At 43.8% G+C, this 13,602-nt stretch carries 5 protein-coding genes; 1 reads left to right on the forward strand and 4 read right to left on the reverse strand.

All coding sequences use genetic code 11. The annotated features are described in order from the left end of the window. Position 1: 1 nt before the first annotated feature. From HMPREF9447_RS15420 to HMPREF9447_RS15435, 4 genes are all read right to left on the reverse strand, one after another. Positions 2-2,503 (reverse strand): DUF4962 domain-containing protein, encoded by a 2,502-nt coding sequence (locus HMPREF9447_RS15420; RefSeq protein WP_009130676.1) that lies wholly within the window; start codon positions 2,501-2,503, stop codon positions 2-4. 49 nt (positions 2,504-2,552) lie between these two features. Next, positions 2,553-5,033, reverse strand: a complete 2,481-nt coding sequence (locus HMPREF9447_RS15425; RefSeq protein WP_044138267.1) for a DUF4962 domain-containing protein — start codon at positions 5,031-5,033, stop codon at positions 2,553-2,555. A gap of 494 nt (positions 5,034-5,527) precedes the next feature. Then, positions 5,528-9,595 carry a hybrid sensor histidine kinase/response regulator transcription factor gene (locus HMPREF9447_RS15430; RefSeq protein WP_009130678.1) on the reverse strand — a complete coding sequence of 1,356 codons (4,068 nt, stop codon included), beginning with the start codon at positions 9,593-9,595 and terminating at the stop codon, positions 5,528-5,530. 164 nt (positions 9,596-9,759) lie between these two features. After that, positions 9,760-11,142, reverse strand: a complete 1,383-nt coding sequence (locus HMPREF9447_RS15435; RefSeq protein WP_009130679.1) for a sulfatase family protein — start codon at positions 11,140-11,142, stop codon at positions 9,760-9,762. 246 nt (positions 11,143-11,388) lie between these two features. On the opposite strand from HMPREF9447_RS15435, the gene HMPREF9447_RS15440 reads away from it, so the two are divergent. Next, the gene (locus HMPREF9447_RS15440) at positions 11,389-13,602 is read left to right on the forward strand and encodes a DNA topoisomerase 3 (protein ID WP_009130680.1); all 2,214 of its coding nucleotides are present in this window, start codon (positions 11,389-11,391) and stop codon (positions 13,600-13,602) included.

Below are 13,602 nucleotides of genomic sequence, written 5' to 3' on the forward strand. Positions count from 1 at the left end.
TTCAATTCATTTTACCGGAAATTTGCATTTCCCGGTCATTCATCTCCTGTGTTTTCCATTCTCCGTCTATTTTGTCATACAGCATGGAGGCATCTGCTTTCTGACATTGATAGGCTTTGCCGTTAACTTCAGGATTCTTTTTCCCAAAGCTGAAGGTCGCTTTGTTTTGGACGTTACGGATATAGAGGCCGGCGGGGCGTTTGGCATTCAGTTCCGCCTCAATCATCCAGTTGCCGCATTGAAAACGATTCCCGTTGCGAATTATCTCAACGGCTTGTTTTCCATCGGCTTGTACCTGTATGATAGTCAGTATGCGGTTAACTTTGCTGGGAGCAAAGCTGGCAGTCAGCGACCAAGACTTGCTAAATTCTTCGCCTCGTACGGCTATTTTCTCGTTTGGATCGGCCTTATACCGGTTTGTTTGAGAAATATTGCATTCCTGTTCACTGAATAGTTGCGCCACAGAAGTGAGCTTTTCCTCTTTATTTTCTGTAATGAGGGTGTTTGCCGCTTCGTCTATAGAGAACTTTATAGGACTGTGCAGCAACCAGTCCCACCGAACAGCCTTGTCGGCTTCGAGTTCATCGTAGATGACTACTTTGTCAGGATGTAGCAGGAAGATGTGGCGGCGATACTTCTTTAACGGTGTTTTGCCAAAGCCATTCTCCGCTGATTGTTCCAACTTCTGATTTTCAAAGTTCTTTACCCACATGGGATATTCACTAATGCCACAGTAAGCATTCGAGGCATCACCCAATGCGTAGGAGATATGTTCGCCATTGAACATACGTGTGATGTAACCGTAAGCGCGGATGGTGAAAGGTTGACCGATGCCATCTATCAGCAGCGTGTTGTAAGCTCGGGTATTGCGATAATCCAGTAGATTGTGCGCATCCGCAAAATTCATGTAATATCCCACGGCACGATAAATGGCTTTTCCACCGTAGTGCAGGTTGAACGCATTCTGATTGGAATGTGTGTGGCTGCCCGAACCAAATGGACTGGAATGGAAACTCAGACTGAGGTTCTGTTTACTGTCTTTCAGGTTTGAATTGGCTATCATTTCTCCGCTGTCTTTGAACCATACAGCTTTCGGTGCATTCTCAGGCAGTTCGGTTGTTGCCGGACGTTTCTTGCCGCTTGCCAGTCGGTAGAGGCGGGTTTCGTATTCATTTTTATATCTATCGTTCATAGAAGAGTACCAGGCTGCATAAGGATCACCGGTGCTCCGTGCTATAAGGTCGGCAAAAGCACTGCGTATGCGCAGAGGTTTCGGGTTCATTTGTTCGTGTCCGTCGCCGAAGCCTGCACTCAGCGAACCCGGTTGCCAACTGTATGCCAATCCCATTCCTGCATTTTTGTACCACGGGTGTTGCATGAAGTCCGTTCCTGTGAGGTAAGAGAACAAGGTGGGTACGTAGAATAATGTTATGGCATTGGCACTGAAATAGGCAGTTCCGTTATGCCAGTTACCGTCACGGTTGAAGCCTGATGCCGGAGCACGTGCTGTCCAAAGTTCGTAGCTGTATTCCAGGTATTCCTTGGCTTGTGGATATTTGTCGTATATCGCTAATGAGGCTTGTAAGAAGTGGCGGAAAGTGAACTGCCAGAAGTGATTGTCGAATATATGTATTTCTTCCTTATTAATGATATGAGGAATGTATTGATTGAGAATGGTCAGTATGAGTTCTTCGATTTGTGTGCGTTCTTTCTCTGTGAACCTTTCATAACAAGTCTCGTAAGTACAAGCCAGCAGGTAAGCCAGTTCCCCGGCTTTAAAATCATTGTTTATCACTTTTGTGTCAACATCCACTGCCAAAAGGCATCTGACATTCTGTACCATCTTTTCTGCATAAACATTTCTTTGAAACAGGGTATAGGCAGTATTCAGATAATCGGTATGGATGTACATCAGGCCCGCTTTGCTATAAGGCACTTGGTCTGTTCGGTAATCCATATCTAATGCTTCACGCGATTCGGCAATCATGGGTTCAAAGTCAGGATGTTGCCGCATGTTTTTGCGGGCATTGTCCAGCGAATCCCGGAGGAAACAATAGATGCGTGTATGCTCCTTGGGAATGTTGTTCAAAAACACATCGAACGTCGGGGTAACGAATTGAGGAACATCATCCGTCACCGTGAAAGTGTAAGTCTTGCTCCAAGGCATTGTCTCGCCCGATTGGCTGACTGAGCGCACGCGCCAGTACCAAGTGCCGTTTTCTAACACTTTGTGCGGATTGAACATGCACCAGGGTGTGTTTTCGGACAAGATGCTGCTTGCACTTTCAAACTGTTTGTCTTGCGACAGATTGAACTGCAGAAAGTCCGATTGTTTCATTTCCAACGGTATCAGTAATGGGGAAGGGTTGATGTATAAGGTGTTGTGTTGCTGCGGGAACGGCGTTTCGCGCACGTTCTCGTGAATCTGACCGGGACAGTTTGCATATACCGACTGAATCAAAGTCAGGCAGCATGTCAGCAAGATGGTTAATAACTTTCTCATATCCTATTTTTTTTTGTAATTACTACTCGTATTCAGCACAAAATCGGGTTTACCATTTACCCATACTCTGTATCTTTTGGTCACTCATCTCTTCTGTTTTCCACGCTCCGTCCATGGTATCGTAAATCACAGAAGCATCTTTCTCTTGGCACTGATAGCTCTGACCGTTTATCATTGTTTTCTTTCTTCCGAAACTGAATGTGGCTTTATTTTTAGTATTCAGAATATACAGGCTTGCCGGACGTTTCGTATTCAGTTCAGCTTCGATTGTCCAGTCTCCACATTGCAGCTGCTTGTCATTGCGAACTATTTCCACAGCTTGTTTTCCGTCGGCTTCTATCTGGATGATGGTTAATATCCGATTAGCCTTGCTGGGACCGAAACTCGCCGTCAATGACCATGGATTTGTAAAGTCCTCACCCCGTTCAGCATTCTTTTGATTTGGGGGAGCGGCATATTGGTCTGTCTGGGTAATGTTACATTTCTGTTCGCTGAAAAGCCGGGCTACGGACTTGAAATGTCTCTCTTTGTTTTCCGTAGTTAGAATGGCGGCGGTTTCGTCAATATTAAATCTGGTCGGGCTGTGCAGCAACCAGTCCCAGTGTACTGCTTTTTCTGCTTCCAGTTCATCATAAATGACTACTGTGTTGGGATGTAACAGGAAAATGTGCCTGCGATACTTCTTTAATGGTGTTTCTCCGAAACCATTCTCGGGCGATTGTTCCAACTTGTTTTCCGCAAAAGCCTGTTTCCAATAGTTGATTTCACTGATGCCGCAGTAGGCATTGGATGCATCGCCAAGTGCATAAGAGATGTGTTCGCCGTTAAACATGCGTACGATATAGCCATTGGCACGTTGAGTGAACGGTTGCCCGATACCATCCACCAGCAAGGAATTGTGTGCACGCGTGTTTCGGTAGGATAGTAGGTTGTGCGGGTCATCAAATTTCATGTAATGGCCTACTGCATGATAAACAGCTTCTCCGCCATAATGCAGATTGAATGCGTTCTGGTTGGAGTGAGTGTGATTGCCTGAACCGAACGGACTGGAATGAAAACTTAAACTGATATTTTCTTTCAGATTGTTCAGGTCAGTGTTAGCTATCATTTCACCACAATCTTTAAACCATACGGCTTTGGGGGTATCAGTAGGCAGTTGAGTTTGCACAGGGCGTTGTTTGCCACTTGCCATGCGATACAAGCGTGTTTCCGATTCAGTTTTGTACCGGTCATTGACTGAGGAATACCAGGTTGCATAAATGTCTCCTGTATTACGAGCCAGGAAGTCTGCAAAGGCACTGCGGATGCGCAACGGCTTGCTGTTTGTTTTCTCATGTCCGTCGCCGAAACCACTGCTCAGTGCTCCGGGTTGCCAGCAATAGACCAGTCCCAAACCGGCATTTTTGTACCACGGATGTTGTAGGAAATCTGTTCCTGTCAAGTAACTGAATAGGGTAGCCACATAAGCCAGACTGACGGCATTGGCACTGAAGTAGTTGGCACCGTTATGCCACGAACCGTCGCGGTTAAAGCCGGAAGCAGGGGCGCGGGAAGTCCAAAGTTCGTAGCTATATTCCAGATATTCTTTAGCCAAAGGATATTTGTCATATAATACCAAGGCTCCTTGCAGAAAATGGCGGAAGGAGAATTGCCAGAAATGTTCATCGAAAAACATGTTCTCTTCACGTCCCAGTATGCGTGAGGTATAGTATTGGCTTAACGTGTTCATAATGATGGTTTCTATCTGCTTCTGCTCTTTGGGCGTAAAACGGTCGAAGCAATTTTCGTAAGTGCATGCCAAGGTATAAACCAGTTCTCCGGCATTGAAGTCGTTGGCGATAACTTTAGGATCGGGTTCTGCGGAAAGCAGGCAACGTACATTCTTTACCATTTTATCAGCATAGAGGTCACGTTGCAACATTTGGTAGGCTGTATTCAGATTGTCGCAGTCTTCTGCCATACGGGTAATCCGGCTGTATGGTTTTGTGTCGTTAGCATAATTCATGCTGAGCGCATTGCGTCCATCGTCTATCATGGCCTCGAATTCGGGATGTGATCGTACTTTCTTGCGTGCTTCTTCCAGGTTATCTTTCAGGAAACAGTAGATGCGTGAATATTCTTCAGGGATATTTTTGAAGAAAGTACTGAATGGGGGAGTGGCAAACTTAGGAGTATCATCCGTTACGGTAAAACTGTAGGTTTGACTCCAGGGCATTTCTTCACCGGATTTGTTAACTGAACGGAAGCGCCAGTACCAAACACCAGAGTTAAGTATCTGATGTGGATTGAATACACACCAAGGCACAGGCTTTGATAAAATACTGTGCTCGTCTTCGAAGTTCTTGTCCATTGATAGGTTGAACTGTAGGAAGTCTGATTGTTTGAGGGTACAAGGAACTATCAGCGGAGCAGGATTCAGATAAATAGTATGCTCTTGTTGAGGGTATGGTACTTTGCGAATAGGATTATTGGCACTTACCTGAATAAACAGTGTGCACAATAAAAATAGTGTCGTAAATAGGTTTTTCATAATAAGACTCTGATAATTTTGTTCATTGGCAAAGATAGTGGGACATAAAATAAGAGGCTTTCGGGCTTGTATAAACATGTTTTGATACAGCACAAAAAGCTTGCGATTATGTCTACTTTTCTTATACTTTTGTGTAATACATTAGTTATAGGATAGTTGTAGAGCGATATTTCTTTATTTTTGTATTATTGCAGAGAGGCAAAAGAGAGCTTATAGCTTTCTCCTTTACTGGTTTTGAATGTTATGAGATTATCAGCTTCTACTTTATATTTTATGCTTTTTCCTTTTGAGTCTGTTAGTATGGTTTGGCTTACATAAGGATATTTTATGGAGCAATGGGAACCTTTTCTCGAATGTAGTCCACAGATTGTTGAAGGTTGCGTTTTTCAGGAGAGCTTGTAGTTATATTAGAGTTCCCGGATAAAGTTCAATCAGATTGAAGATATGGCGATGATGCGGTTCTGATATAATGTCACCATAGTTTATAGCCTTTTTTAATCCTGTTGATTATCCCCTTTCTTGCCGTATTCCGACGGCAGGCAACCAAAATATTTCTTGAAACTGGTGGCGAAATAAGATGGAGTATTGAATCCTACCATCGTGCTTATCTCCGACACCGTATACCGCCCCTCTTTCAATAATTTGCCTGCTTTGTTGAAACGTATTTTGCGGATAAATTCATTGGTCGATTCTCCGGTCAGGGCCTTCATCTTCAAGTGAAGGTTGGAACGGCTCATAAACATCTCGCGGGCAAATTCATCAGTTGAGAATTCCACATTGTCTAAATGTTTTTCTACCACTTCCACTGCTTTCTTAAGCAGTTCTTCGTCCATAGGATTGAGAGCAACTTTTTCAGGTTCGATTTCCAGGGAATTGGAATAATGTTCGATGGCGCGATACCGGGTACGGAACAGATTCCTTATTTTGGTGGTAACTAAAGCTATGGAAAAAGGTTTGGGTATGTAATCGTCCGCACCCATTTGCAGACCTTCCAGTTGTTCCTTCAAATCGGTTTTGGCCGAGAGTATGATAACAGGAATGTGGCAGGTATATAAGTTCTGCTTGATATGCTTGCACAATTTCAGTCCGTCCATGACCGGCATCATGACGTCGGTCAGAATTAGGTCTACTTTTTGCTCTTTCAGTATATCCAAGGCCTCTTCACCGTTTCCGGCTTCCAGTATCAGATACGTCTGGCACAGTTCCTTACTGAGGTATTGGCGAATATCAGCGTTGTCTTCCACAATAAGAATGCTTTCACGTTTCTTGCTTGCTTCTTCCGTAGGCGCTTCTGCAATGGTTTCTTCCGGCATTGCCTCTGCTTCACAGGCTTCCGTACTTATGATTAGCATCTCTGCACTATTGGTTGAATGAATGAGCTGTTCATTTCCCTTATCTTCTTCGGTGGCTATTTCTTCGGGCTCATAAGCATCCTTGCTTGTGGGTAAATAGATGGTGAAAGTGCTTCCTGCACCTTCAGAACTTTCCAGTTCGATTTCTCCATGATGCAATTCCACCAAGCGTTGCACTAAGGAAAGACCGATGCCTGTGCCGATCTGTTCGTTATCCACTTTGTAAAAGCGTTCGAATATCTTACTTTGCTTACTGAACGGGATACCCTTGCCGGTGTCCTTTACCTGTAGCATTAGCCTGTCATTCTCTTCTTTCAGGGTGACGGTGATGCTTTGTCCTTCGCTCGTGTATTTGAATGCGTTGGATATCAGATTATTGATGATTAGTTCCAGATAGTTAGGGTCACACAATATCTGGCAATCTTCTGTTTCGGAATAGAAGTTGTAAGCTATGTTTCTGCGCTGTGCTATCCGGTCATAAAGAAGAAAGCTTCTTTTTATGACCTGATGGATGGGATTAGGTCTGACTTTGAGGTGGAATACTCCTAACTCGGCACGACGATAGTCCATCAGTTGGTTTACCAGATGCAGCAAGCGGTTTGTGTTTTTCTGAACATGTTCCAGTTGCTTGCGTATCCAGCGGTCATTCACTTTATCGAGCACATCTTGCAGAGGAGCCAGTATCATGGTGAGCGGGGTGCGTAGCTCATGGGAGATGTTGATGAAGAACTGTAGTTTCATCTCATTCATTGCTTTCTGTCGCTCCTTGTCGGCAACTTCCATTTGTATTTGCGCTTTCATGCTTTTCTTCATCCAGAAGTAATAGAAAATGAAGACGGTGGCAGCGATGAAAAGAATGATAAACAACAATATAGCCCACCAGGTTTTGTACCAGACGGGAAGGATAATGATTTCCAGTTCGGTGGGTTGCTCATTCCACTTTCCGTCACTGTTGGCGGCTTTTACCAGGAAATGGTAAGTCCCTTGCGGCAGGTTTGAATAGGAAACGGTGCGAGAGTTATGGGTGTAATACCACTCTCTGTCGTAGCCTTCCAATGTATAAGCGAAAGTATTATGATTGCCGGATATGTAGTTGGATACAACAAATTCCAGTGAAAACATGGATTGTTTGGCTGTCAGCGTGATGCTGCCGGTTTCACTGATATTCCGGTCTAATATGCCAGAGTCGTCTTTGGGGGTAACGGTTTTATTAAACAGCTTTAGGCGTGTGATGACAACGGACGGTATGTATGGATTGTCTGGCAACTGCTCAGGATGGAAAGTGGTGATACCGTTGATACCTCCGAAATACATAAATCCGTCTTGAGTGCGGCAATATGCATTGTTGGAGAATTGGTTGCTTTGCAGACCGTCATAGCTTGTGTAGTTTCTGAATTTTTCCGTTTGTGGCTGGAAGCGGCTCAGGCCTTTGTCTGTACTGAGCCAAAGGTAACCGTAAGAGTCTTCCATAATTCCATGTACCACGTTGTTAGGAAGTCCGTGGATAGTAGTGTATTGTTTGATTTCTTTTGTTTTATCGTCAAAACGGTAGATGCCGTCACGAGTACCAATCCAAAAAATGCCCTTTTGTTTGGATTCGCATACACAATTAGTCATTTTATAGGTGACCGGTGATTGTTCCGGTAATATGGGACAGTGCTGTAATAGCCCGTCCTTTTCGGTATATACTCCCAAGCCTTTTTCACCGATTAACCAAAGTCGCTGTTTACTGTCGCGGACAATATCTGTGATTTGTTTATGCAAGAAGGGGCTTCCATCAGCCTGTGTGGCTATGGCGGTGAAAGTTTTATTCTTAGGATTAAAGCGTAGCAGCTCACTGATTCCACTGATCCAGAATTCTCCGTTTTCGGTAGGTTCGAAAGTATAGATATTATTTGTCTTGTTATTGCAGATTGTTTCAATATGTCCCGATTTACGGTTTAGAATACTGAGGCCGCCCGTATGCGTTCCTATATAGATTAAATCATTTTCTTCATCTATGTAGATAACTTTTATATCATTTGAGCCGATACCTTCTTGGGTAGTATAGTGTTTAAAGGTACGTGTACGTGGGTTGTAGAAATTTACGCCACCGCTGTTTGTTCCTATCCAGAGATTGTTTTGAGAATCTTCCTTGATGCATCCCACAATGTTGCAATTCAACGAATTTCCTTTGGAAGTGGATTGTATGTTCGAAAAGCGGTCTTTGAAAGGATGATAATAATTTAACCCTCCGAAATAGGTTCCCAACCACATACCCCCTTGCGAATCTTTAAAAATATCGCGAACTGATGTTTGCGAGAGGCTGCCGCTCTCCAACGGGTCACTGGTATAGACGTTGAAATTATCGTCTTTTTCATTATAAATATTCAGCGAGTTCAGTGTGCCTACCCATAGCGTGTTTTGTGAGTCAAGACAGAGCGAACGGATATAATTGGAACTGATTGAGTTCTTTATCTGTGGATTATGCGTATAATTACTTACTTCTTGGGTCTGAAGATTGATACAGAACAATCCGCTTCCTTCCGTACCTACCCATAGACGTATGGGAGACTGTTGTAAGATGGCATATATTTCTTTGTTTGTCAGTTCCTTGGGCGCGATGTTCTCCAGAGTATTGGTTTGGATGGAGTAAATGAACAAACCTTGCATACTTCCTATATAGATGTGGTCATCTTGCCGATAGACAGAGGTCGGCACAATGGAGAAAAGTGCCGGGACAGGCAGTTCTTCGGAGTATTGCATTTTCTCCATATCAAACAGTAATAATTTCTTTTTCCGGGAACAGAGCAGTAATTTATTGTTGGCTTCCACTATTCCGTCGATAGATAGTTGCTTACCATTTTCCTGATAGCTGAAATTATCAAACCGGTCCATGTTGACATCATAAAGAGATAGCCCTTCATCCGTTCCTATCCAAATTCTACCTTGCTTGTCTGTAATGCAACTGCGGATGATGTCATTGCCTATGCTATATGGGTTCTGAGCATTGTGTTGGTAAACAGTAAAGTCGTAACCATCAAACTTATTTAGTCCGTTATGAGTGGCAAACCACATGTTGTTTTTTCTGTCTTGAGTGATATCAACCACTGTGCTTTGCGACAAACCGTCATTGAGTCCGATATGTGCAAAAGTGATGGGAGCTGGCTCCTGGGCAGAGAGGGGTAATAGAAGCAGACTGACCAGAAAGTATAGAAAGTATTTTATCATAGTTCTATAGTATATAAAGTTGTAACACAAAGGTATAATAAATATTTCTTTTTGCTTGATAAGTGCAAGCAATTTATCGTATAAGTAAAAAAAGGTTGAACTCTTTTTTGGGGGAGGAGTTCAACCTCATTTGGAGAGTGTTAAGCTGAATAATCTTCTTTACCTTATTGAACGTTTTTAATCTTCTTGCCCGGCACATCGTGCAGTTTCGTGCGGCTCGGGCGTATATTATAGGTGTTCATCCACTTTTCAAGGATGTCTCTGTGCTTTTGCAATTCTTTTCCGTATGTATTTTCCATCGCCAGATTTCTCATTTCCCCTCTGTCATGCTGCATATCAAATAATTGCTCGCGGTATCTTCCTTTATCATAAAGGACATATTTATAACGTTTACTGCGCACTACCCAGCCTCTTGTTTTGCTTCCGTCGAACCGTGTCTCGGTGATTACATATTCCTGATGTGGATTTTGGGGATTTCCTTCTTCTACAATTTTACGGAAAGATTTTCCGGCTGCGCTTTCCGGCATCTTGGCGCCTGTCCATTCACAAATGGAAGCAAAGAGATCTATGCCATTGCTGATGAGTTGGGGGAGTACTTTACCCCCATTTTTCTTGCCAGGTAGTGTGACGATAAGGGGGATATTGATGACTTCTTCGTACAAAGCTGATTTTTGATTCCAGTGATGGGCACCTACACCGTCACCGTGGTCGCTTGAAAAAATTACCACCGTATTTTTCCAAAGACTATTCTTATCGATGGCATCTACTATTTTTCCAATCTCTTTATCTACCTTTTCTACCAGGCGATAATAATTGTATCGGTACATACGCCAGTCTTCAGGAGTAAAGTCGGCGGTAGGATATACATTATAATTGTTTCTTTTTTCACTTTCGATGACATCGGCGTCATAAGGATTTTTGGCGAAGTTGGCAGGCAAACCCGGGCAGTCGCGCATATCAGGGATATCTATGTTTCCGTAAGGGAGATTTTGGCTTCGTGCATATTCGCAGATATTATGCGGATTGTCATACGAGACTACCAGAAAGAATGGCTTTTTATGTTCGCATGAGAGATATTCAATGCAGGCTTCCGCCAACCCGTCATCACTATGTTGATAGATGTTGTCGAAGCCATATTCCTTATCGGGAACATCGAGTAACGGCAGGTGCCATTTGCCACCGTAAGCACAGTCGTATCCAGCACTTTTTACTAATGTACCTAATGTCTTTGTCTGGAGAGAATCCGGTATTATTGAACCGTTGACAGATAGCCCTACTGCATCGGGATAATGTCCCGTAAACATGGCTCCCCGTGAGGGACCACTGAGGGGAGCAGTGCAATATGCGTTTTTGAACATTACACCGGCAGCAGCCAGTCTGTCAAGGTTGGGAGTGTGTAAATCAGGGTTTCCGGCACAACTCATAGCATTGGCAGTCTGTTGGTCTGTGAAAATGTAGATAATATTGGGACGTTCTGTGGCAGAAACTACAGATGAACAGAGCAGAGAAAAGCATGCTAAATGCTTTATTGGGATTTGTTTTACCATATTATTAGTTTTTTAAGAGTTATAGCTTTTTTCAAAGGCATTTTTTATCGTCGCTAAATTACTACTTTTGATAGGTCTTGGCTGATAGCTATGTTTTTTTTATAATGTGGGATGTTCTTTTGAGTTTCAATCTTGTGTAATAGACCTTCACATTTGTGCTAATACTGCTTTATTACCATGGATAATCACTTATTCTTTTATCATTCCCCCCTTTTTTGTACCTTTGCCCGACTAAAAAGGAGATGAATGATAGTTTGTATTGCCGAAAAGCCCTCTGTGGCGCGTGACATAGCTGATGTATTAGGAGCGAAAGACAGGAGAGATGGATACATTGAAGGGAACGGATACCAGGTGACTTGGACATTCGGACACCTCTGTACGCTTAAAGAGCCGCATGAATATACTCCGAACTGGAAATCATGGAGTCTGGGAAGCCTTCCCATGATACCGCCCCGCTTCGGAATTAAGCTCATCAGCAATCCCACTTACGAAAAACAGTTCCATACGATAGAAACCCTCATGCAGAAAGCCGACATGATTATCAACTGCGGTGATGCCGGGCAGGAGGGAGAATTGATTCAACGCTGGGTGATGCAAAAAGCCGGGGCACGCTGTCCGGTGAAGCGGCTGTGGATTTCGTCATTGACGGAAGAGGCTATCCGTGAAGGTTTTGCCAAGCTGAAAGATGCTTCCGACTTTCAGCCCTTGTATGAGGCTGGATTATCCCGTGCTATCGGTGACTGGTTGCTGGGAATGAATGCTACGCGACTTTATACCATGAAGTATGGGCAGAACAAACAAGTTCTCTCCATCGGCCGTGTGCAGACACCGACATTAGCATTAATCGTAAACCGCCAGTTGGAGATACAGAACTTCGTTCCCAAGCAATATTGGGAGTTGAAAACGGTGTACCGGGAAACCACCTTCGCTGCCATAATCAGGAAGAGTGAAGAAGAACTTATTCTGGAAGCAGAGAAGAACAAGGAGGCTATTGCTGCCGGAAAGAAACCCAAAAAAGAAGAAGAGAACCGGGGAATAGACCCTATTGCCAGCCAAGAGCAAGGTGTGGCTTTATTGGAGCAAATAAGAAACTCTCCTTTTACGATTACGGATGTCACCAAGAAAGAGGGCAAAGAAGCCCCGCTTCGTCTCTTCGACCTGACTTCCCTGCAGGTGGAATGCAACAAGAAGTTTGCTTATTCTGCTGATGAAACACTGAAACTTATCCAGTCATTATATGAAAAGAAAGTCGCTACCTATCCGCGTGTAGATACGACTTTCCTGAGTGATGATATTTATCCGAAGTGTCCGGGTATCTTGAAAGGGTTGCGTGATTATGAGACTTTCACAAAACCCCTGGAAGGAACCACTTTATTAAAATCGAAAAAAGTGTTCGATAACTCTAAGGTGACGGACCACCATGCTATCATCCCTACCGGACAATATCCGCAGAACCTGACAGATATGGAACGCCGTGTGTTCGATTTGATTGCTCGTCGGTTTATTGCAGTGTTCTATCCGGATTGCAAGTTTGCCACTACCACTGTACTGGGTGCAGTGGAGGAAATAGAATTCAAGACTACCGGCAAACAGATACTGGAACCGGGATGGCGGGTTATCTTTGGAACTCCGGGAGCACAATCGCAGGAAGAAAAGGAAATAGGTGAAGAAGAAAACGTGTTGCCTGCATTTGTGAAAGGTGAAAGCGGTCCTCATGTGCCTGATTTATATGAAAAGTGGACACAACCACCTCGTCCTTACACCGAGGCCACATTGCTGCGTGCCATGGAAACGGCAGGTAAGCTGGTGGATAATGATGAACTGCGCGATGCATTGAAAGAGAATGGTATCGGCCGTCCGTCTACGCGTGCGGCAATTATCGAGACGCTTTTTAAACGTAATTATATCCGTAAGGAAAAGAAGAATCTGATTGCTACACCTACAGGTGTGGAACTGATTCAGATTATCCATGAGGAATTGTTGAAATCTGCTGAACTGACAGGTATCTGGGAGAAGAAACTACGTGAGATTGAGAAGAAGACCTATAATGCCGCTCAATTTCTGGAGGAATTGAAGCAGATGGTCTCGGAAGTTGTCATGAGTGTGCTTTCAGATAATAGTAACCGGCATATCACGATTGTGCAGGCTGTCCAGGAAGCATCTGCCGGTGGACAGAAGCAGGATGGAAAGGCGGGCAAAGGGAAAGATACCCCGAAACCTAAACGACAAAGTAAACCACGCAAAAAAGCATCTGAAACAAAAACTGATGAACCTGAAACAAAAAATAATACGGCTGAGGCAAAATCAGATATAGCTCTTGCAAATGCTTCTCAGTCGCAGATTGTTGAGGGACAACTTTGCCCGTTGTGTGGTAAGGGAACTATTATCAAAGGTAAGACGGCTTACGGCTGTTCCGAATGGCGGAATGGATGTACGTTCCGCAGACCTTTTGAATCGTAG

It is taken from the genome of Bacteroides oleiciplenus YIT 12058, from assembly GCF_000315485.1.
GTDB lineage: Bacteria > Bacteroidota > Bacteroidia > Bacteroidales > Bacteroidaceae > Bacteroides > Bacteroides oleiciplenus.